Source organism: Paenibacillus sp. ISL-20, from assembly GCF_018613005.1.
In the GTDB taxonomy this organism is placed as follows: Bacteria; Bacillota; Bacilli; order Paenibacillales; family Paenibacillaceae; genus Paenibacillus_AQ.
On sequence record NZ_JAGGRD010000027.1, the window covers coordinates 57,551 to 80,025 of the forward strand.

Below are 22,475 nucleotides of genomic sequence, written 5' to 3' on the forward strand. Positions count from 1 at the left end.
CATTCTTTTCCCGGTTTACATTCCGTTTAAATAGGGGTGTTACGATTCAAGCATCATCCATTAGCAAAGAGGAGGAAATCATAATGGAGCATGTATACAGAAAGAAAATAGAGCCTAACCCTGGTGACTTGGCCGTTGAGGCTTATGGATTAGTCAAAACATTCGGCGATAATCGTGCCGTGGATGGCGTGGATCTGAACGTGCGTACCGGAACGATCTACGGTGTGCTTGGTCCGAATGGGGCAGGTAAGACGACCACCATCCGGATGCTGGCGACCTTGCTAAGGCCGGATGCCGGTACGGCCCGAATCTTTGGACACGACGTGCAGGCGGAATCGCAGATCGTCCGTCAGTTGATCGGGGTAACCGGTCAATACGCGTCGGTGGACGAATCGCTCAGCGCTACGGAAAATCTGATTATATTCTCCCGTTTGCTTGGTTTGGGGCGTACGGAGGCAAGGCGCAAGGCGGGTGAGCTGCTTGAGGAATTCGGTTTGTCGGAAGCCGCGAAACGGCCGCTAAAAAATTTCTCCGGCGGCATGCGGAGAAGACTGGATCTGGCGGCAAGCCTTATTGCCCAACCGCCGCTCATCTTCCTGGATGAACCGACGACGGGGCTTGACCCGCGTACGCGTTCCCAGATGTGGGATACGATCCGCCGATTGGTGAATACCGGTTCAACGGTATTGCTGACCACACAGTATCTCGAGGAGGCGGATCAATTGGCAGACCGCATCGCCGTTATCGATTACGGCCGGGTTGTGGCCGAGGGGACGGCGGATGAACTGAAGATGTCGGTAGGCACTTCCTCGCTGCATTTGACCGTCCAGCATTTACAGGACATGGATCGCACACGCCATACCGTGGAACAAGTGCTCAAAGTCCATGCTAATGTTTCGCCGGAAGCGGGAAAGATAACGGCGCCGATGGCTAATGCGGGTCTTGTTACAGACCTGTTGATCGAGCTGCGCGCGGCAGGAATCGGCTTGTCCGAGATGAGCGTGCAGAAGCCGACTCTGGATGAGGTGTTCCTGACAATCACCGGCCACGGCGTGAAGGAAGACGCTGCCCAAGCGTCTTATGAATCCAATGCTAGAGAGGTGACACGGGTATGAGCAGCACCATGATTAAGCCTGGTACGGAACGTCAGCTCAAGAACCGAACGAGTTTCGGTCAGACGATGCGAAATTCGTTGACGATGGCCTACCGCGGGCTGATGAAGCTCCGCCGCACGCCCGAGCAGTTGTTTGACGTCACGTTCCAGCCCATTATTTTTACGCTGATGTTCACCTATATTTTTGGCGGCGCCATCTCCGGTGACGTGGCGAGTTATTTGCCCGTTATCATTCCCGGCATCCTTGTCCAGACCGTGATTACGACCTCCGTCGTCACAGGTATTCAGCTGCGCGAGGATATGGATAAAGGCGTATTCGACCGATTCAAATCACTGCCGATTGCGCGCATTGCACCGCTGGCTGGTGCCCTGCTGGCAGATACGATTCGGTATACCATTGCAACGGTGCTTACCTTTACGATGGGATACATTATGGGATATCGGCCCGAGGGCGGCTTGGGTTACGTTGCTCTTGCCGGGATGGTTGTCATTTTGTGCTCATGGGCCATCAGTTGGATCTTTGCTTTCTGCGGCGTGATTGCAAGATCCGCCTCCGGCGTACAGGGAATATCGATGATCGTGCTGTTTCCCCTCACGTTTCTCTCCAACGCGTTCGTGCCGGTGGATACGATGCCAGGCTGGCTGCAGTGGTTCGTCAATATGAATCCGATCTCGCATCTTGTGACAGCCGTACGGGATCTTACCAACTCTGGCACCGTGGGCTGGGATCTCACGATATCCTTGGTTGGCGCCGCGGTCATTGTGGCGATCTTTGCTCCCATTACGGTTCGTGCGTACATGCGCCGCACTTGATACCAAGGGGGCTCATCCGACGGCGTTTACCCATGCTGCCGGGGAAAGCAGGACATCCGTCCGAAACGCAGGTTGACATCGATTTATTAATTCACTATACTGTCTGTAATCTTATAAGCAACATACGTTGAAAGAGCCCAGTAGCAGCTTGGTCCCTGTTCTAGAAAGCCGGGGGATGATGGAACCCGGTACACACCAAGGCAGCGAATTACACTCTGGAGTATCTCGGGTAATGCCGAGCGGAAACGGCGAACGATATCTCGTCTAATGAGCGGCATGAATGACGCGCGGCAAGCGTGCAGATCATTCGTGCAATCTGGGTGGTAACACGGTTAATAATCGTCCCTATGTCTATAACAGACAAGGGGCGATTTTTTGCTTTTTCAACGAGTTGGACGTTTCGTTATAAGGAAATTAATGAATTGAAGGAGTGTTAACACTGTGAATATTATCGACGAACTGGAATGGCGCGATGCGATCAACCAACAGACGGATGCCGAAGGCCTTCGGGAGCTTACGAATGAAAAATCAATCTCGCTGTACTGCGGTGTGGATCCAACGGGCGACAGCATGCATATCGGTCACCTGATTCCCTTCATCATGCTCAAACGCTTCCAGCTTGCCGGCCATCGTCCGGTCATCCTGATCGGCGGCGCGACCGGTACCATCGGCGATCCAAGCGGACGCCAAACCGAGCGCTCGCTGCAGACGCTGGAGCAGGTACAGGATAATGTTGACGCGTTGACCGGACAAATGAAAAAGCTCTTCGTGACAGAGGGCGACAATCAGATCCGCATGGTTAACAACTATGACTGGACGCATAAGATCAACATTATCGAATTCCTGCGCGATTTCGGTAAAAACTTCACCATTAACTCGATGCTGGCGAAGGACGTGGTCGCGAGCCGGCTTGACAGCGGCATTTCGTTTACGGAATTCTCATACCAAATCCTGCAGTCGGTTGACTACCTGCATCTGTACCAGCATGAGGACGTGCAGCTGCAAATCGGCGGATCGGATCAATGGGGCAACATAACAAGCGGCCTGGATCTGATCCGGAAGAAGGAAGGACCCGAAGCAAAAGCATTCGGCTTGACCATTCCGCTCATGCTGAAGGCCGACGGCACGAAATTCGGCAAAACGGCCGGTGGCGCGATCTGGCTCGATCCGAACAAAACGACGCCATTCGAGTTCTACCAGTTCTGGGCGAACACCGACGACCGCGACGTTGTGAAATACTTGAAGTACTTCACGTTCTTGACCAAAGAGCAAATTGACGAGTTGGCCGAAAAGGTGCAGAGCGAGCCGCATAAACGCGAAGCCCAAAAAATGCTGGCTGAGGAAATGACGAGATTCGTGCACGGGGAAGAGATGCTGGAGCAGGCCAAGCGCATTACGGCCGCTTTGTTCAGCGGCGATATTAAATCCCTCACGGCCGATGAGATCGAGCAGGGCTTCAAGGAGATGCCGACATTCGAAGCAACGCCGGAAACGAAGAATATCGTGGACTGGCTTGTGGATCTGGGCATCGAGCCTTCCAAGCGGCAAGCTCGTGAGGATATTACCAAAGGCGCCATCTCGATGAACGGCGAGCGTATCAGCGACGTAGGTCACGAGGTGACAGCCGACCAAGCGATTGGCGGCCGGTTCATCATCATCCGCAAAGGCAAGAAAAACTACAGCTTGGTGAAAATGTCCTAGAAGACGGTGTAACAACCAGGGAGAAGGGTCTCCTCAGATGGAACACCCGTAAAAAGCCGCTAAACACGTTTCAAGGTGCTTAGCGGCTTTTTTTTAGAGATAAGAAAGTATAAACTCCCGATGCTTCCCCTCCTGATCTCGCAAGAAAAACATCTGCTGTAGAGAGTACGTCTTATATGCAGTCTGTCTTCTGGAAAAGTACGTCGATCGACGTTTTTCTTTTATTGGAAGTTTCCTTCTATATAATAGGATAATATCTGTAGTGTTAAAGGAGGTAGATTATATCATGAACATTCAACTGCAGACCGAGCTGTGCCAACGGTTCCAAATCCGCTATCCGCTCTTTCTGGCAGGAATGGCCGGGGGACCGACGACAGTTGAACTGGTCGCCGCCGTATCCAACGCAGGCGGACTCGGCACGCTGGGTGCGGCTTATATGGAGCCGGCTGCCATTCGTCACAGCATTCAGGAGATCCGCAAGCGGACGGATCAGCCTTTTGCCGTCAACCTGTTTGCGACACGTGCCCCGGATCGCCATGAGCGAATCGGAGAGGTTCAACAGGAGTTAAACCGGATGCGGAATGACCTTGGCATTCCCCATGCGGGCAAGGATAACGTAACAACCCCGGATTGGTTTGAGCAGCAATTCGCGGTTCTGATCGAAGAGAAGGTGCCTGTCATCAGTACGGCATTCGGGATTCTGGATGAGCCTCATATGCGGCAAGCGAAAGCGGCTAAGCTTCTGGTTGTTGCGATGGCAACCACGGTCCGTGAAGCCATATTGGCTGAGCAGGCAGGGTGTGATGCCGTCGTTGCCCAAGGCAGCGAAGCGGGCGGACACCGTGGAACGTTTGACATTTCGGAGCACCCGATGGGTGCCCAAATCGGGACGTTTGCCTTGGTACCGCAAATCGTAGATCGCGTCAGGATTCCCGTGATTGCCGCCGGAGGCGTGATGGATGGACGCGGACTCGCAGCTTCGCTTGTTCTTGGAGCCCAAGGCGTTCAGATGGGGACGCGATTCCTGACGGCGGTTGAATCGGGTGCGCATGAGATTTACAAGCAAGCGCTGCTTCGGAGTACGGAAGAGAGCACGGTGATCACCAAAGCGTTCTCGGGACGGCCTGCAAGGGGAATCCGCAATGCATTCATCCGGCAATTGGACGAGAGCGGCATAGAGCCGCTGCCTTTTCCTACGCAGAATACGGTGACCCGCGACATCCGAAACGCGGCTAATCGCCAAGACAATCCGGAGTATATGTCATTGTGGGCGGGGCAAGGCACAAGAGGGCTGACTTCGGGACAAACGGCAGCGGATATTGTTGCCGAGACGATCCGGGAAGCGCTGTTGATCTGCCCATTTCTGCGTGAATCCGATCAATGGCGATGAGAGCGGGTACGCTATGCGCATAGGAAAACATGAAGCAGCAGGCCACCTAAGGAAAACCTTGAGGTGGCCTGTAAAGCTTTTTGCTAGAAACCGCCGTAAGTATCTCCGCCTTCGCCGCTCCACGTCATCTCCACGAAGGAGGATGGATTGGAAGAAGTCGCTGTTTTGGAGCCGAAAGCGTAGAGTCCCCCGGCAACACCGGTCATCGTATAGTCGGTATATAATTTGTTCGAAGTATAGTTCGTGTAAATCATCGCTCCCGACATATTGGATGCGGTTACGTTCTTAAGCTCCAGATTGCTTCCGTAGGACACCCCGTCCGAGGCCGTGGTTTTGCTTGTTCTGAACGCCTGGCCCGTGGCTGCATTGTTTTTGACCGTGGTGTTGATGATCTGTACGTCATTGGCCCGCATGAATATTCCGTTGTTGCCCACGGTCGATTCCGGCACTGTATTCTGAAAGTCAACCGTGCTGCCGATCACTTTGATATGATGCGTCCCCTCTTTGAAATCAAAGCCGTCGTTTTTGGTTTGTACGGCGCTGCAATTCAGGAACGTAATATAACCGCTTCGATCCGGATTCGGCAATGTGGTCCAGTTCTGATCGGCATCCCCCACATAGAAGCCCTCGCCGAATTTTCCGCCTTGCCCCGCGCTTTGGGCGGTACTGTTCGAGACAAGCCAGTATTGGCTGTTTTTCCGAATCTTGAACGCTTCTGCGGTCGTATTTTTGACCGTTACGTTGGTAACGTAGCCATGTGAGGCTTCGATCAGAAGGCCTTTGTTCGATTTGGCATTGGAGTTAATCGTCACATTCTCCAGCTTGTAATAGCTGTTTTTGATATGGAATGCGGCATTTCCCGCCGATGCCGTGAAATGAAATGTAGCTCCGTCGCCCGTGCCGCGAATCGTGATGTAATTGCCTGACGATCCGCTCCTGGAGGTTGCAATGGTTCCATCTGACACCGAGTAGGTCCCGGAAACTTCGATAATGTCGCCGGGATTCGCACTGGCTAAGTAGCTCCGCAGCGTCGCAACGTCACCGGCCGGGACCGTTTTGGTTGCTGCCTTTACAATATGACCAGGGTAGAATGCGAATACAAGCATGAAACAAAATAAGGATACTATGCCAAACTTGAATGATGGCTTGATCATCATGAAACCTCCTCGCTATTTTGGACACTATTCATCGTACAGTCGCATTTTTTGCCTTGCGTTTTTTCTGTGCGAAACACATCACCTCACCTGACAAGGATCAGAATCATTGTTGTTTAAGCGCTCTAATTATAATCCAATCCCAATACCACATTGCTGCTTGAAAATATCATAATTTCGTCTGCATTCGATATTGAAGAGGCGTCATGCCGTGCTTTTTTTTGAACATGGCGATAAAATACGAGGGGTAGTTGAATCCGGTCTGTTTACTGATGTCTTCGATTGTCAGAGACGGCAAGCTAAGAAGCATTCTGGCTTCCTCTAAACGTTTGTTGTTTGTAAATTCGATGATGGTCATGCCCATCTGCTCTTTGAACAGCTTGGACAAATAACTGGGGGAGAAATGAAGTTCCGCAGCCATTTCGTTAATCGTGAAGGATAGATGATAGTGCTTGCCGATCCACCTTACCATGGCGCCGACAGGCTCGATCGAATCAGCCACAGTATGATACTTGAAGCCCCCGCTACGATCCGGCGGGTAAATATGGCTATTGAAGTAGGTGAAGAAATGAAATAAAAACAGGGCGACAACTTCCTTCTGAACCTTTCGCGGAACGCTGGCCAGCATCTCATGCAATTGCAGAAATTGATTTTCCAAATATAAAGCATCCTCGGATGACAGATGAAAAACCTGATTGGACCACGGATGCTCCAACAATTGTGAAACAGCGGTTGTCAGCTGCGGGAGTGCGGTGAGGAAGCGCTCGATGACAGAGGCTTTGATTTTCAGCAGGCTGCGAATGTAATTCGGCGGTACGATGACTTGAATATGGTGTATTTGAAAAGGCTTAATCAACACCAAGGTGCCGGGCTTCAGCGAGTGCGTTTGATTATTGACGATATATCTTCCGGCGCCTTCATGAATGTACAGGATCTCCAACCCTTCGTGATAATGAAAATATTCCACCGGCTCTGTATGTACGCTTCGATAGTTGAACAGATACAGATTGTCACGCCAGGGAATCGAATGGTGAATTTTCATCTGGAACCTCCTTATGCATGAATGATGGGGATGATGGGTTCAATTACAAGGCTTCAAGCATTTCGCATACATCGTATGCCTAACCCTTCAAATCATGCTTCTGCGTTTGACTGCAGCGAGCGAATATCGCGCACAAGAGGGAAAACCGGGATGCTGTCGAACACTTTATCATAATATATATGTTAAAAAATGCTGCTATGACGGCATAACGGGGGTTATGATGTCCACGCCTATTTTGTCTACGAAACTGTATATACCTTCTCCCCGGTCGAGGGCTGTTCTTCGCCCTCGCTTGATCGAGCGTTTGAACGAGGGGCTGCGATTGCAACGCAAGCTGACTACGATTTCCGCCTCTGCAGGCAGCGGTAAAACTACGCTGCTCAGCCAATGGATCAAAGACTCACGACTGCCCGTCGCCTGGCTGTCTTTGGAGGAGGGGGATCGTGAGCCAGCAAGATTTCTGGCTTATCTTGTGGCTGCCCTGCAAACCGTCGGGGTTGATATCGCAGAGGGCATCATAAGCAAACTCCAAGCTCCATCCCCACTTCCTCTGTCGGTCGAAGCCATCGTCACGGCCATGCTTAATCACATTGCGACCATGGGGAACCGTTTCATTCTGGTTCTTGATGATTACCACGTAATTGATTCTAAACCGATAGACAGCGTTCTTGGCTTTCTCATTGAGCACATGCCGCCGCAGATGCATGTGGTTATCGCCAGCCGCCAGGATCCTAATCTGCCCTTGGCCCGGCTGCGTGCCCGGGACCAGTTGACGGAAGTGCGGACATCGGACTTGCGCTTCACATCCGCTGAAACCTCTGAATTCCTGCGCCGCTCCATGGGACTGGATTTGTCAGCAGAGGATGCGGCGCTACTCGAATCCCGCACGGAGGGCTGGATTGCCGGCCTGCAATTAGCGGCGCTGTCCATGCAGGGCCAGCAAGATGCCGCCACCTTCATCCGATCCTTCGGCGGCAAGCACCGTGACGTACTGGACTATCTGGTTGAAGAAGTGCTGCAGCAGCAGCCTGAGGGTATTCAGGATTTTTTGCTAAATACCTCCATTCTTGACCGGCTGTGTGGTCCATTGTGTGAATATATTCTTCGTAGCGAAGACCGTGATGCTCCGAAGAACACCATCTCCGGGCAAGAAACCCTGGAGTATCTGGAGCGCGTCAACCTGTTCATCGTTCCGCTGGACAAGGAGAGGCGCTGGTACCGATATCACCACCTGTTCTCGGATGCGCTTCGGCAGCGTCTAATCCGAACGGGTGCTTCTGCGGCTGGCGGAGAGAGGGACGTGTCCGAATTGCATCGTCGTGCCAGCGAATGGCATGAACGTCAAGCTCTTCTGCTGGAAGCTTTTCAACATGCGATTGCCGCTCAGGATGTGGATCGCGCCGCACGCCTCATTGAAGGGGAGGGGATACCTTTGATCTTCCGTGGAGCAATAGGACCTGTGCTCCATTGGCTGGATTCCTTGCCTAAGGAAGAAATGGATGCAAGGCCCGCGCTACATGTCATGCATGCTTCCGCCATGTTAATGGTCGGTCAAATGACCGGTATCGAACCCAAACTTCAAGCCGCCGAAATCTATCTGCAAGCTGCGGAGGACGATTATACCCGGGATCTTATAGGGCATATCGCCTCTATACGTGCCACCCTTGCTGTCAGCAAACATCAGCCGGAAACCATCATGGCGGAATCACGCCGGGCCTTGGAATTCTTGAGTCCGCATAATCTGCCCGTGCGCACAGCGACGATATGGACGCTGGGATATGCCTACCAGCTGCAGGGGGAGCGGGCCGCGGCTGGCAAGGCTTATCGGGAAGCCGTAACCATCAGTCAGAAGATTGGGCACATGATGATCAACATGATGGCGACGCTCGGACTCGGAATGATTCAGGAAGCAGAGAATCAGTTATATGCAGCGGCCGAGACGTATCGACGCGTTCTGGATTTGGCGGGTGACCCACCACTGCCGGCAGCATGCGAAGCGCATCTGGGTCTAGCCCGAATATGCAGCGAGTGGAATGATCTGGATGCCGCGGAACAGCATGGGCAGCAGGCCCTCCACTTGGCAGGGCAGTTCGAGCATATAGACAGGGGCGTGGCTTGCGAGGTATTTCTCGCAAGGCTGAAGCTTTCACGGGGAGCGGTGAGCGAAGCGGCTGCCATGTTAGACGAGGCGGATCACTTCGCCCGTCAGCATCATTTCACGCATCAGCTGCTCCATATTGCCGAGGCACAGGTGCTTGCCCTGCTGCAGCAAGGGAATGCCAGTTCAGCGTTGCAGCTTGCCCAGAAGTTTGAGCTCAAGCTAAGCCTAGCCAGAGTGCTGCTCGCACAGGGGGATACGGCGGCAGCGCTGGTGATGCTCGAACAACTGCGGACGGATATGGAAGTTAAGGAATGGGTGGACGAACAGCTTAGGGTAATGGTGCTGCAGGCTTTGGCCCTTCAAGCCCATGGTGAGAAGCTGAAAGCGGCACAGATTGCTGCGGATGTGCTGGGGATGGGCGAGCCGGGCGGTTTCATCCGGTTGTTTATCGATGAAGGGGAGCCGATGCGGCAGTTGATAAGCGCAGCAGCTGAGAGCAAATCGAAGCAGAAGCTATTTAGGGAAGCCGTGAGCAAACCGAAGCAGAAGCTGTTAAAAGAAGCTATAAAGAAACCGATGCATGATTATCTGGGGCGTCTGCTGCATGCATTTGATGTTGAAGGACTAGAAAGTAGTGTTGCATCAGTATTCGTTCCAGGGTTTGTTCAGCCTGCGGAGTCTCTGATTGAGCCGCTAAGCCGGCGGGAATTGGAGGTTCTGCGGCTTATTGCCGATGGACTATCGAATCGTCAGATTAGCGAGAGGCTTTTTGTTGCCCTCAGCACTGTGAAAGGGCATAACCGGATGATTTTCGATAAACTTCAGGCCACGCGCCGTACCGAAGCTGTAGCGCGCGCACGAGAGCTGGGTTTACTGTAGGTGACGGTCGGTCGCAGAATGGATATTCATCGATAGCTATCTCCCTTCCAATATCGCTGTTCATGAGAAAACCATACTTAAGTATCTATGTTCCAGTACCTGACGGCAGATATACTGATTGCAAATGCAGGTTTGGAGGAAACCCATGAAAGCAATGGTATGCACCGCTTATGGATCACCGGATGTGTTAAAGCTGCGAGAGGTAGAGAAGCCTATCCCAAAGGAGCGCGAAATTCGGATCAAAATTTACGCCACCACCGTCAATTCGGGGGATTGCCGAGTACGGGGATTACGCAGTCCTCTTTTGTATAAGATTCCCATGCGATTGGTGCTGGGTCTGAGAAAGCCAAGACAACCGATACTCGGGGTGGAGCTGGCGGGGGAAGTAGAAGCGATAGGCAAGGATGTTACGCGATTCAAGGTAGGCGATCAGGTCTTGGCATTCAGGGGAATGCGATTCGGCACGTATGCCCAGTATATCTGCATGCGCGAAGACTCATTCTTGCTGATGAAGCCCGATCATGTGACTTATGACGATGCCGCCGCCGTATCTTTCGGAGGAACGACGGCCCTGCATTTTCTTAGAAAAGGGAACATCCGGCAGGGGCACAAGGTGCTAATTTATGGAGCGTCCGGTGCGGTGGGGACGTTAGCCGTACAGCTTGCTAAGCAGCACTATGGAACAGTTGTTTCCGGCGTTTGCAGTACCGTGAATGTGGGGCTGGTGAGGTCGCTCGGAGCCGATCAGGTCATTGATTATACAAAAGAGGATTTGACCACAAGCGGAGCGCGATACGACATCATCCTGGATGCGGTCGGTAAACTGCCGAAATCCAGATGCAAGCATTTGCTCACCCCGGGCGGGAGCTATGTAACCGTTGAAGGGCAAGGGGTGGCCAAGGTGCTGATGGAGGATCTGAGATTGCTTGCGGAGCTGCTTGGAAAAGGGAAGATCAAGCCGGTCATCGACAGAAGGTATGCATTGGAGCAAATGGCTGAGGCGCACCGGTACGTAGATGAAGGACGCAAGAGGGGCAGCGTTGTCATCACGGTGGACCATGATCATTGAGGAAAAGTCATCATTCACGGCGGGGCATGATTATGACAGCAGATGAAGCAAGGCATCATTCAAGGATATAGACAGCCATCCAAGCATGCCCCCGGACCACTCACCGTGCTGGCACAGGGAGCAGTGCCGCACGATGTACTCATTGACTAGCCGATCCTGCAGAGGGTCGGCTTTTCTCATCGGAATGAGGGGAAGCGGTGATCAACATCCGGATGATAGCAGGAAGAAATCTCTGAACCTTCCACAGGAAGTGATATATAATGGGATCAAATAGAGCAATTCCAAGGGAAGGACTGCTGCACACGATGTCCAAAGCGGATAATATGCTGGCTATTCTATGGTTGCTGAAATCGCGAAAAAGAATCACGGCAAAACAGCTATCGGAGGAACTGGGCGTGCATATCCGAACGATTTATCGGAATATCGATGCCCTGTGCATTTCGGGTGTACCCGTCATTTCGGAGATTGGACGCGATGGAGGGTACTACATTCCTGAACATATCAAGCTGGAGCCCCTGTTTTTTGATGCCGATGAGCAAAAGGCGCTTCTTCATGCAGCCGCATTCGCACGGGAAGCGGGTTATCCGTCCATCGATCCGCTCCATCGAGCCGTTTCCAAAATAAAACGATATACGAATCCGGAGCAGCTGGAGCGTTTGGCGCTTCACGAGAACAGCATCGAGGCCATCCATCCGCCCGCAGCATCCGGGCTTACCTCCATGCTGCATGAGATCGAGGCGGGGATCGACCGGCAAACCAGTCTGGTGATCGATTACGCAACAGGCTATGACGGTGTCAGGCAAACACGTACCATAGATCCATATGGGCTCGTCCATTGGAAAAGCAAATGGTATGCGGTGGGCTATTGCCATTTGCGCGGTGAAATTCGCTGTTTCCGTGTCGACCGTATGAGCGATATCCGGCATACCGACAACACGTTTGAACGTCCGGCGCCGTTTTCCCCGCGGGAGCATGTATTGGAGAGCTTACTGTCGGGGCAAGGTACCGAATCCAATCCTCATTTGGTTTCCGTGCATATCCAAGGAATCCCACAAGCTTTGGACGATTTATGTTCGCATTGGCTGCTCAGTCAAGCCCTCGTCGATCGTACAGCGGAGCATGCGGTGTTCAGGCTGGATGAGCATACGTTATACACGCAAGTTGCCTACTACCTTTTGTCGTTTGGCGGAAAAATTCGAATCATGGGGCCCGATGAACTGAAATCAGGCATGATCGACATTGCGGAGTCCCTCTTAAAATATTATCAATCCTGAATACAAACACTGACCTTCTTTGTCAGTGTTTGTATTATATAATGAACACCATCAGATAGTGTCAGGGAGGAGAGAGTACGCTGATGGCAGGCTCTATTTTTAAACAAGAAGTGATGAAGGTAACGGGACGTTCTTGGGAAGAATGGATCGTGGTCCTTGGGCAGGAAGTGGGCCCACTCTGGTCCCATGAACAGATCCGAAACCATATCGTTGAGCAACATCGGGTATCCGGGGAATGGGGCGAATGGATCGCCGTCATGTATGAGCAGATCATGGGGCGGGTGCCTGTCGGCGTATCCAAAGATGCTGGGGCTCAGATCGGGGTCAGGAAGACGATGGCCGTGACAAAAGAGAGGGTTTGGGATTTCCTCATGTCTTCTGAGGGACTGTCGTTATGGATCGGAGATGTCCCATCCCTGGAGCTGCAGGTCGGGCATGAATATAAGTCAAAGGAAGGCGTGTCTGGCAAAATTACGGTGGTCGTACCTTACCATAAACTGCGCCTGACCTGGAAGCGCAAGGAGTGGGACAACCCGTCCCGGCTGCAAATCTATGTGTTGTCCACGAATACCGGAAAAACAACCATCGCGATTCACCAGGAGATGCTGGATGATGTTTATATGAGAGAGATCATGAGGCGTTATTGGGATGAGATGCTGACTACCTTACAAAGCCAGGTTATAGCACCAAAATGAAGAGATTCAGTCATATGGATCTGAGGGTCCGTAGGGTAGGTATGTTGCCCGAGGAATACTAGGCCGCAGTATGAGTCTGGTGGATATCTGCAAGAACTGATGCATGCTCACGTAGGTACTGCCATTACATGCGGATTTTAGAGATGTTATAGGTACGGTCTCGTGTTTGGCTGTTGCAAGTGTTGATGTTTATTATGCACGGTCTTGTGTTTGACTATTGCTACGTTATGAGGACAGAGGTTCCGCTATTACGTCTCGGTGGGTGGATTTTGGCTATATGAGGACACCAGATCTGCTATTACATAGAGAATAGCGATAATTCGTGGTTTTTAAAGTAAATAGCGGATTCTGAGTCCGGAAGTAAGGGTAAAGTGGCTGTTTATTTCGGAATAACGGATCTGGTGTCCTTAGTTTGTTTAGTCGTCTATTGGATAACTGCAATACTTGCAATACCTGCAATACCTGTAATACCTGCAATACCTGTAATACCTGTAATACCTGTAATACCTTCAATATCTGCAAGAACTGCTGGATGCTCCGTCAGTACTGCGATTACAAGCGGAGTTTTATAGGTGCGTGTTCGCAGTTTATTACAAGCGGAGTTTATAGATACGTTCTCGTTGATGAGTGTTGCAACGTTATTTATGAGGACCGTGGTTCCGCTATTTAGCCTCGATCGGTGGGTTTTTGGCTATATGAGGACACCAGATCCGCTATTACATAGAGAAGTGCGATAATTCGTGGTATTTAAAGTAAATAGCGGATTCTGAGTCCGGAAGTAAGGGTAAAGTGGTTGTTTTTTCCGAAATAACGGATCTGGTGTCCTTTAGTTTGTTCAGTTGTCTCTCGGCTACCTGAATAACTGCGAGAATTGCAATATCTGCAAGAACTGCTGGATGCTCCCGTAAGTCCTGCTGTAACAAGTGGAGTTTCATAGGTACGTGTTTGCAGTTCATTACAAGCGGAGTTCATAGGTTCGGGCTCGTTGTTGACCGCTTGCTATGACCAGAATCTGGAGTTCGACCAGTTTATGCAATAAGCGTCGGGTATGCCGGTCACTCACCCTAAGATGATTAGCGAGTTCTAAGGGCGTTATCGGTCGCAGCAATCGCCGCGCAAATCGGACAGCTTCTGCCTCCAGCCAACTTAAGGACGCAGGTACATCTGATGCCACAAATCTGCCGACGAAGGATAAGATGAGCTGCTGGCACTGTTTTGGCTCATCGACGATGGAAGGGTAGGCAATGGGAAGGAATGTCCAACCATCCAATGCCAATAAGCAGTGACGGCGGCATAAATCCTTAAACCTTCTTACGTCCAGATCACGGGCATGCGGCCCGTATCCTTGGATTTCGATCCCTCCTCTCGCACCACCGGGCATATAGGCAAGGTCCAAATAACGATAACCATTGCCGAAATCGCGTACTTCCCATTCTGGATGCAAGTCATCGAAATTACCGATCGCCGGAAACCATACCGAGCGCAGAAACTCGACGGTGCCGTGGCCCAACCCTTTATGAAGGATTTCGAGCCTGCGGGGATTCCTTTCATTCAGGATATTCGTGTGCATCCAAAGCTCATATTGTTGATCAAACCGTGACATGTTCAATTTTCCCCCTTAGTATTAGATGGAATGCGATTGCGCTAGAACATAAAAAAGCCGCCCCATACAATGCAACCCAATCTTTCATTGGGGCACTTTGCATAGAAGCGGCGTGTTCTTCACGTCCTTATGATGGCTAGTATAACTCGTGTTTTGCGGGTTTAGCAATAAGGTATTGCTTTCATATTATGCTTGACAGCGATATAGTTCGCCAATTGATTTAAAAAGATCTGAAAGCCTGATCTTCACAAATTTAGGTCATTGAACCGCTTTCTGTTACTACAGGGAGCGTTTTTTATGTTGTCTTCACATATATGACGTCATATATAGCGATATACAACAAATTAGTGAATATATATTGTGTGTTATTTAATTATAATGTACATTAATCACATAAGATGATTATAAAATATGCATTATTGGAGGTGGATCGAAACCAGACGAGTTTGAAGCGAGAAGGGGAGGTTCAGTCCTGCAATTAATCAGGAAGACGATGGCTGGGAAGTTCGAACACAAATCTGATACCAAGAGAGGATGAGTGAAGCGTGAACAATTCCATTAAAAAGGTGAATATGGGTGTCATCTTGTGCAGGCATTGCAACTCTCAAATCGATACGGTGGATACGAATCGAATTGTTACTTTTTATAGCGTGTGCGATCAGCCGGAGTGCCAGCAGCTGCACAGCCGTATGCATATATCAGTAAGTGATGTAATAGACGAAGAGTGATGATAGGAGAAGGTTGTTCCCATAAAAACGTACCACTTAATGTGGTGCGTTTTTATGTTGAACGAATCATGCGATTGCTGTGTACTCTATCGTGCTTGTCAAACAACAGTGCTCTAAGCACTTGTCTAACTACAATGCTTTGTTCACGTACAGCGAGTACTCTATTCACGCTTGTCACAGTGCACCCTGTCGCGCTTGTCAAACTGCGAGTGCCCCGTACTCTTTCCACCTGTCAGTCATAATCTATCAATCGAATGAAATGGCATGGTTGACTTGATGAAAAGTGGTACTTATAGCTATCTATCCGTCATGCTAAGATGTAACTGCCAATATCCCATTTTTGATGGGGCGAACCCACCGACTTCATATGCAGCAGACTGGAGGTTATCATTTATGAAAATACTCGTAGCAGGCTCTACTGGCGTTATCGGCCAGCGGTTGCTTCCCAAGCTGGTGCAAGCCGGTCATGAGGTTACAGGCATGACCCACCATCCTCAGCGAAAAGGGTTGATCGAATCATGGGGAGCAAGGGGGATCATAGCAGATGCCTTTGATCGGGAAGGGATGATAGCCGCGATCGGGGAAATACGGCCGGATGTCGTTATCCATCAGCTCACTTCGCTAAGCCAATGGAATCTGGAGGATAATGCGAGGATTCGAATGGAGGGTACTCGTCATCTGGTAGAAGCCGCGCAGATCCATGGCGTTAAACGAATGATTGCCCAGAGCATTGCCTGGGCTTATGAGCCCGGAGATCATCCTGCCACCGAAGACGTCCCCTTGGATGTCCAGGCGCCTGCGCCGCGCAAGTCCACGATAGACGGGATCATCTCACTGGAACATGCCGTTGCACAAATGCCGAATCACGTCATTTTAAGGTACGGTATGTTCTATGGCCCTGGCACGTGGTACGACGCTAACGGAGTAATGGCGGAAAAGGTACGAACCCGAGCCCTCCCAGCAACGGATAGCGTCATGTCATTTCTCCATATCGAAGATGCGGCGAATGCCGCTCTGCAGGCATTGGACTGGCCGACGGGTCCGGTCAATATCGTAGATGACGAGCCTGCTGCGGGTTCGGTGTGGCTGCCGGTTTACGCTGAGGTGCTGCACGCGCCTGCTCCAGTATATCAAGCGGGGAGCAAGCGCGGAGAACGCGGCGCTTCGAACACCAAAACCCGGCAGGGGTACGGCTGGCAGCCGCTACATCCCACGTGGCGAACAGGGTTCGCGCAATCGCTGAGGTGAGGAGCTTAGTGATGAGCCAACCGATTGCCGTTAAGATTACACACACAAGGAGTATGCTATTCACAATACACACCGTAATCTACCTGAAGGGATAACACCCGGACCACGCACGTGCGCACAGGGAGCAGCGTGCACAACTCCATGGAGACGCTACAGGGCTCCCAATCATCATGCTCCCTAATATGCTGAAATCTAAATACCTGCCGGTCCAGTGGTATGATTCAATTTAGCCCTATTGATTAGGGAATGAAAAGAAAGCTATAGTTAATAGAGGAAATTCATGGCCATGAGGATGAATAGAATCCAGGATCCAGCTAAGTTGACTTACCTTAGAATAAGAGCCAGGATCCAGCTGAGTTAATTTGCCATAGAATAAGGAGGGGCTAGCATGACAGAACGGCTGCCATGTCGAAGCGAAGGCTGTTCCGCAACGATATTACCGGCCACCGCGGCCAAGACCGGCGGTTATTGCATGCCGTGCAAGCAGGAAATGGAGCGTAAGGAACGGCAGCGTTACATAGAACAAAATCGTAGAGACATCGACTTATACGAAGGGATTACTGATCCCATAGAGGTCCTTAAAATCATGCATGCCCCTCTGAGGCGGGATCCATTGATTCGATATATACCTTATCCTCTGAAAAGAGAAGAGGTATATTCGGCGTTATCTCCAGTCGAGGCAGAGCGCATGCTGACTATTGCCCTTGATCTGCTGGAAGCAGGCGATGAGGACACCTGCCAGGAAATTCTTGTGTCCCTGGTCTGCTATCAGAACAAATCGCTTGAATCCTGTATTCCGACATTGATGGAGTGCGGTATCTATTACCCCGGCATTTTGTTTAAAGATGCATCTGCCCGTAGCCGCGACGAGCTGCTACAACAAGTAGAACAGGACAGGGATAACCGCAACCATCTGCTGCTTGCCCTGGCTTGGATCGGGGATGATCAGGTCGTGCATCAATTTCAGGCATGGAGGGCCGTACCTCCATTATGGGCAGAGGAGCTTTATGTCCCGCCTGAAGCTTATGCTCATGAGGGGGGCTGGGAGCTCGAGGAGAAAGGGAGCAAGCGCCGATTATTCTACCAAGACAGCTACGCCATAGAGAAAATAGTGCCGTCAGAAAGCATACGTGTAGGGGAACCGGAACTCGCAGAATTTCTGAAGGAGGATGCCTCTCTCTGTCCATGGTGCGGAAGCGGCCTGACCACCTTGACGGATCTGGACATCAGTCATCCGAAGCTTCAATTCTTGGGGTTGTCCGGAGAGAGGCTGCGTGTGAGCACCTGCGTGAACTGCAGCTGTTACGATACGATCTATATGGAAGTGGATTTCCACGGAAAATCCGAATGGAGCCAAGCCAATAGTAGACAGGGTTATGTACCGGAGCCTAATTCCGAGGGCGATGATAAGCGCTATGCGGCGGCAGGGCAGTCCTTACGGCTTGCGGACCATCCTCGAAACAGTTATTATGCGGCCTATTGGACGCTCGGTCCGGCGGTTTCACAAATCGGCGGCTACCCGGCTTGGATTCAGGACGCCGTATATCCGTCCTGCTCCTGCTGTTCCAAAAGCATGACATTCATCGGCCAGCTGGATTGGGAGCAGATTGAGGAGTATGGGGAAGGCATTTATTATATGTTCCTGTGCGTGGACTGCCGGGTCACGGCAACCTTGTTTCAGCAGACGTAGCCTGACTTATGCGATGATTTGAGTAACTGATTCCAGCTATCAGAACGGGGAGTATACTATTTTTTCCATACCATCTTTTGATATAGTATTATATACCATTATAAGGATTGAGAATGGAGGCCTCATACGTGAAGGTATTGAAACGTAGAGTAGCTTATATGTTAGTGACGATACTGCTGGCAGTCAATTGTACTGCGATGGGCGCTGCGGGAGCTGCTGAAGCTGTGCATGGAGATTCCTCGCCTAAACCGGTAAGCGTGGCTGGCGGCAGCGGGCACGGCGTTGCGGCATGGAACGATGGTTCCGTGACCGCCTGGGGATTTAACCTGTCCGGTCAAGTAGGTGATGGGACAAGCATTCATCAGTTGGTGCCGAAGCAAGTCGCGGGTCTAACTGATATTGTCCAGGTGGCGGCAGGCGACAATTCGTCATTTGCCCTGGACAAGAATGGCGACGTATGGGCTTGGGGAGATTCGTACTCGCCTTATATTAACGGAGATCCTATGTTGCCTCACCAAAAGCGGGGAGGTCCCATAAAGCTGGAAGGACTAAAGGATGTAGCGAGTCTGGCATTTGTGAGGTATAGTGCTGTTGCCTTGCACAAGGATGGAACCGCAACAATATGGCATCCTGCTTCTAATCCCGATGATCCCTTGAAGAGGTCTGTGAAGTATTTTCCTGTTAAAGGGGTCAAGAATGCAAAATCGATGATCATTGCCGGACATGAGGCACTGATTCTCGATGATGACGGCAGCGTCGGTATGTTAACGGTATATAACAGTTTCTACGATCGGTACCGGCTGGAACGAGAGTTTCGCGAGGTTAAGCCGCTTGTCACTTCCTCCATTGCCGGAATCGCTGCCAACTGGTATGACGTGTTCCTGCTCCATGAGAACGGGACGGTGCTGAGATGGAATGTAAATACGAAGCAGCAAGCCCCGGTTGCGGTGAAGGGATTAAATGATATCAAAGAGATAAGAACAGGGTCCAGCCGTTTATATATGCTTAAAAATGACGGCACGGTCTGGCAGTGGAATTATAACGACCCAGCGGCGAAGCCTTTTCAAGTGAAAGGTTTAACTGGTATAAAGGCGCTTTGGGGAAGCAATGGATATACAGGTTATGCAACCAATAAGGACGGTAAGCTGCTGGCTTGGGGAGAAGGGAAATATCAAGGCAGCGGCTCGCCAAACGAGAACAATAGGAACCCCGCCTTTGTACAGCCTCACCTGTCTTGGACGGCAAACGGACAAGAGGTTAGCTTCTACGGGTCATCCGCCATTCTGGAAGGCAAGCTGTACGTGCCCTATACCAGTGTTTTTGAAGCCTTGGGGGTCAAAGTGAAGCACGGACAATCCAATCCAGACCCGAAACACGAAAACCATCGTTCACCGGTGTGGTCTTTCTCTTATGGCGGGAATACCGTATCCATTAAGGCCAGCAATCCCGCGGTTGTACTGGTGAACGGGAAGGTGACGCGAGAAGACGCCGCCATTCCATTTCTCGCCAATACGAGCATGTTCCCATTGGAATTGATCACTGCGAAGCTTGGAATACCGCTGTTCTGGAATCAGGCGACAGGCGAGGTCATACTAGGGAAGACACCATAAAGGAAAGAGTTGATGAAGGCACGCCGTCCTAAGCGGCGTGTCTTTTGCTGTTCTGAGAAAGAGCGACCATAAACTGTGTAAATATAGGACATTTGTTTTACTGTCATTAGGCGCCTTTACCACCTTTGGTCATAACCCAAAATATAAGAGCAACAGCGCTGACGGAGGCTCCAAGCAAGCAAACTCCATGCCAGCCATACTGTGCATAAATATGGGTCGAGGCAATGGAACCGACGGCACTTCCGATGGAATAAAAAATCATATACCCGGCAACCATGCGACTGCGCGCCTGTGGGCGCAGTACAAATATCATACTTTGATTCGTGACATGCACGGCCTGCACCGCCAAGTCCAGCAGAACAATGCCAATGACTAAGGCAAACAGGGATTGTTCTGTGTAGCTGATTGGCAGCCAAGATAGTAATAACAGGAACAATGCAATTCCTGTCGTTCTCTGTCCATAACCTCGATCAGCTAGCTTACCGGCCTTTGCTGCAGCCAATGCACCCACGACACCCACGAGACCAAACGCCCCGATGGCAGAGTGCGAAAGGGATAGTGGCGGCGAGCTAAGAGGCAGTACTAATGGTGTCCACAAAATGCTGAAAGCGGTAAAAATCAGCATAGCCAAAACAGCGCGGATACGTAATAGCCGTTCTTGCAGGAACAACATCAGTACCGACTTAAGAAGTTGAGAATAGGAAACAGTCTTTACCTTACGCTCAACATTGGGCATCACCTTATATAATGCGTAAACCATGAGCAACATCAACCCGGCAGAAACCAGATAAACCGAACGCCATCCTGCAAGATCCTTCAAAATTCCTGAAACGGTTCGCGCAAGAAGGATCCCAATCACAACTCCGCTGGTTACCATACCAACGACACGTCCTTGTTCAGCAGGGGCAGCTATGGTCGCCGCGAAGGCTACAATCGTCTGCGTTACAACGGCAAGCAATCCGACCAAAGCCAAACCTGCAAAGAGCATCGTGCCGGAGGAAGCAGTACCAACGATAACCAGAGCCATCATGGAAATTGCCATCTGACCGATAATCAATCGGCGCTGGTTCAACAAATCCCCTAGAGGCACCAGCAGCAGCAGTCCCAATGCATAAAAAATCTGAGTGACGGTAATCAGAATTCCAATGATGGAATAGTCCATGTTGAACTCGTTCGACAGTTCATCGAGCAGCGGCTGTGCGAAGTAGATATTGGCAACAGACATACCGCAAGCAATCGCAAACAATAACGTCACGTAACGAGTTAGAGGATTACGATCAACGGATTCAGTCGAGGCAACCGTCCCTTGGGTAGCATTCGCCTCTGTTTCGTTATGGACTGCTTTTTCTTCTATTATCTGTTCCATTTTTGTGTATCCACTCCTTTCGTTTTTTATATACTGATCGGTATGATAAAATTCCTGATAAATATATATCACAATCACAATCCATGTCAATACGTATATTATGAATGATTAAGGTACATCTAATGAATTGATCTATATCCGCAATATAAAAGAAAATCGGTATTTGACAACCACAGCCGTACATCATAAAATTAATCATACTGATTGGTAATGAAATGAAGCTGTTTATCTACAGTTATGATCATAGAGTATCCATAAAAGCAAACGAAACGAGAGGTATTTCAATATGGGACGAGTCCGCGAATTTGATGAAGAGAAAGTATTAGATGCCGCGATGCAGTTATTTTGGGAGAAGGGATATGAGGCTACCTCATTAAGCGATTTGACCTCCAGAATGGGCATTCAGCGGCCCAGTATATACTCAGCCTTTGGCGACAAGAAAGAACTGTTCGAAATCGCTCTGCGAAAATACACGATGTCGCATGCTTCCGAGGCGCGAACCAGGCTTCAAAACCAGCCATCGGTCAGAGAGGCGTTTCGAGCTCTTTTTGAGAATGTGGTTGATGAGGAATATTCCGTAAGCCGCAGCCGAGGATGCTTTTGCATCAATACGATGGTCGAGCTTGCGCCACATGATGAGAAATTTGAAATTCTGACAAGGGAGCATCAGATGTACCTGGCGGTCATATTTCAAGAAACCATTGAACGAGGTATACAATCAGGCGAGCTTGCGAGTGGCACAGACGCGAAAGCTTTATCACAAGCGCTAATCGTATCCTTAATTGGGCTGACCGTCATGTTGAAATCCCGTCCGGAGCGCTCATTCGTAAATAATACGATTGAGGTGATTCTTACATTGCTTAAATAAGTGGTTACTCTGTAATGGAACGTGTAAAGGTGCTATCTCATCAAATTGAATTTTTTTCATAGGATGCCTTTTGAGTTTCATGTTTACGTGTTGTTGAAGCCGTTCAATCATAGTAAACTGTTCTAAAAAA

At 50.5% G+C, this 22,475-nt stretch carries 18 protein-coding genes and 1 other annotated feature; of the genes, 13 read left to right on the forward strand and 5 right to left on the reverse strand.

The features are described 5' to 3' along the window. The first annotated feature begins 83 nt into the window (after positions 1–83). The 4 genes from tetA(58) to J7E85_RS17550 all read left to right on the forward strand — a co-directional run bounded on the left by tetA(58) (position 84) and on the right by J7E85_RS17550 (position 5,018). A complete protein-coding gene (gene tetA(58) / locus J7E85_RS17535; protein ID WP_215159906.1) occupies positions 84–1,115 on the forward strand; it encodes a tetracycline efflux ABC transporter Tet(58) subunit A in 1,032 nt (343 codons plus the stop codon). Next, positions 1,112–1,927: a tetracycline efflux ABC transporter Tet(58) subunit B gene (gene tetB(58), locus J7E85_RS17540; RefSeq protein WP_215159908.1), complete on the forward strand. Its 816-nt coding sequence runs from the start codon at positions 1,112–1,114 to the stop codon at positions 1,925–1,927. Before tetA(58) ends, tetB(58) begins: the two co-directional genes overlap by 4 nt. 118 nt (positions 1,928–2,045) lie before the next feature. Next, positions 2,046–2,277 (forward strand) — a binding site (T-box leader). A 91-nt stretch (positions 2,278–2,368) separates the two neighbouring features. After that, complete coding sequence (gene tyrS / locus J7E85_RS17545; RefSeq protein WP_215159910.1) at positions 2,369–3,628, forward strand: tyrosine--tRNA ligase; 1,260 nt, start codon at positions 2,369–2,371, stop codon at positions 3,626–3,628. Positions 3,629–3,914: 286 nt separating this feature from the next. Next, complete coding sequence (locus J7E85_RS17550; RefSeq protein ID WP_215159912.1) at positions 3,915–5,018, forward strand: NAD(P)H-dependent flavin oxidoreductase; 1,104 nt, start codon at positions 3,915–3,917, stop codon at positions 5,016–5,018. 83 nt (positions 5,019–5,101) lie between these two features. On the opposite strand, the gene J7E85_RS17555 is transcribed toward J7E85_RS17550, so the two are convergent. Then, positions 5,102–6,172, reverse strand: a complete 1,071-nt coding sequence (locus tag J7E85_RS17555) for a hypothetical protein (RefSeq protein ID WP_251035803.1) — start codon at positions 6,170–6,172, stop codon at positions 5,102–5,104. Positions 6,173–6,341: 169 nt separating this feature from the next. After that, a complete protein-coding gene (locus J7E85_RS17560) occupies positions 6,342–7,214 on the reverse strand; it encodes a helix-turn-helix domain-containing protein (protein ID WP_215159914.1) in 873 nt (290 codons plus the stop codon). Positions 7,215–7,434: 220 nt separating this feature from the next. On the opposite strand from J7E85_RS17560, the gene J7E85_RS17565 reads away from it, so the two are divergent. Next, positions 7,435–10,194, forward strand: a complete 2,760-nt coding sequence (locus J7E85_RS17565; RefSeq protein ID WP_215159916.1) for a winged helix-turn-helix domain-containing protein — start codon at positions 7,435–7,437, stop codon at positions 10,192–10,194. 145 nt (positions 10,195–10,339) lie between these two features. Then, positions 10,340–11,263 (forward strand): NAD(P)-dependent alcohol dehydrogenase, encoded by a 924-nt coding sequence (locus tag J7E85_RS17570; RefSeq protein ID WP_215159918.1) that lies wholly within the window; start codon positions 10,340–10,342, stop codon positions 11,261–11,263. Positions 11,264–11,293: 30 nt separating this feature from the next. On the opposite strand, the gene J7E85_RS17575 is transcribed toward J7E85_RS17570, so the two are convergent. Beyond that, positions 11,294–11,443, reverse strand: coding sequence for a hypothetical protein (locus J7E85_RS17575; protein WP_215159920.1), 150 nt, complete (start codon positions 11,441–11,443; stop codon positions 11,294–11,296). A gap of 80 nt (positions 11,444–11,523) precedes the next feature. Between J7E85_RS17575 and J7E85_RS17580 the strand changes: the two genes are divergently transcribed. Next, positions 11,524–12,537, forward strand: coding sequence for a helix-turn-helix transcriptional regulator (locus J7E85_RS17580; RefSeq protein WP_251035804.1), 1,014 nt, complete (start codon positions 11,524–11,526; stop codon positions 12,535–12,537). Between the two features lie 83 nt (positions 12,538–12,620). Next, a complete protein-coding gene (locus J7E85_RS17585; protein ID WP_215159922.1) occupies positions 12,621–13,232 on the forward strand; it encodes an SRPBCC family protein in 612 nt (203 codons plus the stop codon). A 955-nt stretch (positions 13,233–14,187) separates the two neighbouring features. Here J7E85_RS17585 and J7E85_RS17590 read toward each other — a convergent pair. Further along, positions 14,188–14,835 (reverse strand): transcriptional regulator, encoded by a 648-nt coding sequence (locus tag J7E85_RS17590; protein ID WP_215159924.1) that lies wholly within the window; start codon positions 14,833–14,835, stop codon positions 14,188–14,190. A 545-nt stretch (positions 14,836–15,380) separates the two neighbouring features. Here J7E85_RS17590 and J7E85_RS17595 point away from each other — a divergent pair. The 4 genes from J7E85_RS17595 (at position 15,381) to J7E85_RS17610 (ending at position 20,111) form a co-directional block, all read left to right on the forward strand. Next, complete coding sequence (locus J7E85_RS17595) at positions 15,381–15,563, forward strand: GapA-binding peptide SR1P (RefSeq protein ID WP_076324206.1); 183 nt, start codon at positions 15,381–15,383, stop codon at positions 15,561–15,563. 393 nt (positions 15,564–15,956) lie between these two features. Beyond that, positions 15,957–16,811, forward strand: a complete 855-nt coding sequence (locus J7E85_RS17600; protein WP_215159926.1) for an NAD-dependent epimerase/dehydratase family protein — start codon at positions 15,957–15,959, stop codon at positions 16,809–16,811. A gap of 388 nt (positions 16,812–17,199) precedes the next feature. Next, positions 17,200–18,501, forward strand: a complete 1,302-nt coding sequence (locus J7E85_RS17605; protein ID WP_215159928.1) for a DUF1963 domain-containing protein — start codon at positions 17,200–17,202, stop codon at positions 18,499–18,501. Between the two features lie 128 nt (positions 18,502–18,629). After that, a complete protein-coding gene (locus tag J7E85_RS17610) occupies positions 18,630–20,111 on the forward strand; it encodes a stalk domain-containing protein (RefSeq protein WP_215159930.1) in 1,482 nt (493 codons plus the stop codon). A 106-nt stretch (positions 20,112–20,217) separates the two neighbouring features. Here J7E85_RS17610 and J7E85_RS17615 read toward each other — a convergent pair whose 3' ends face one another. Beyond that, positions 20,218–21,477 carry an MFS transporter gene (locus J7E85_RS17615; protein ID WP_215159932.1) on the reverse strand — a complete coding sequence of 420 codons (1,260 nt, stop codon included), beginning with the start codon at positions 21,475–21,477 and terminating at the stop codon, positions 20,218–20,220. A gap of 286 nt (positions 21,478–21,763) precedes the next feature. Between J7E85_RS17615 and J7E85_RS17620 the strand changes: the two genes are divergently transcribed. Further along, on the forward strand, positions 21,764–22,345 hold the full coding sequence (locus J7E85_RS17620; protein ID WP_215159934.1) for a TetR/AcrR family transcriptional regulator: 582 nt from the start codon (positions 21,764–21,766) through the stop codon (positions 22,343–22,345). Positions 22,346–22,475 lie beyond the last annotated feature (130 nt).

Excerpts from the sequence above, each read along its gene's own strand:
- J7E85_RS17600 (WP_215159926.1), top strand. The coding sequence starts at position 15,957 with ATGAAAATACTCGTAGCAGGCTCTACTGGCGTTATCGGCCAGCGGTTG.
- J7E85_RS17580 (WP_251035804.1), top strand. The coding sequence starts at position 11,524 with ATGGGATCAAATAGAGCAATTCCAAGGGAAGGACTGCTGCACACGATG.
- J7E85_RS17615 (WP_215159932.1), bottom strand. The coding sequence starts at position 21,477 with ATGGAACAGATAATAGAAGAAAAAGCAGTCCATAACGAAACAGAGGCG.
- J7E85_RS17570 (WP_215159918.1), top strand. The coding sequence starts at position 10,340 with ATGAAAGCAATGGTATGCACCGCTTATGGATCACCGGATGTGTTAAAG.
- J7E85_RS17620 (WP_215159934.1), top strand. The coding sequence starts at position 21,764 with ATGGGACGAGTCCGCGAATTTGATGAAGAGAAAGTATTAGATGCCGCG.
- J7E85_RS17565 (WP_215159916.1), top strand. The coding sequence starts at position 7,435 with ATGTCCACGCCTATTTTGTCTACGAAACTGTATATACCTTCTCCCCGG.
- J7E85_RS17555 (WP_251035803.1), bottom strand. The coding sequence starts at position 6,172 with ATGATCAAGCCATCATTCAAGTTTGGCATAGTATCCTTATTTTGTTTC.
- J7E85_RS17590 (WP_215159924.1), bottom strand. The coding sequence starts at position 14,835 with ATGTCACGGTTTGATCAACAATATGAGCTTTGGATGCACACGAATATC.
- J7E85_RS17560 (WP_215159914.1), bottom strand. The coding sequence starts at position 7,214 with ATGAAAATTCACCATTCGATTCCCTGGCGTGACAATCTGTATCTGTTC.
- J7E85_RS17550 (WP_215159912.1), top strand. The coding sequence starts at position 3,915 with ATGAACATTCAACTGCAGACCGAGCTGTGCCAACGGTTCCAAATCCGC.
- J7E85_RS17605 (WP_215159928.1), top strand. The coding sequence starts at position 17,200 with ATGACAGAACGGCTGCCATGTCGAAGCGAAGGCTGTTCCGCAACGATA.
- J7E85_RS17585 (WP_215159922.1), top strand. The coding sequence starts at position 12,621 with ATGGCAGGCTCTATTTTTAAACAAGAAGTGATGAAGGTAACGGGACGT.
- J7E85_RS17575 (WP_215159920.1), bottom strand. The coding sequence starts at position 11,443 with ATGAGAAAAGCCGACCCTCTGCAGGATCGGCTAGTCAATGAGTACATC.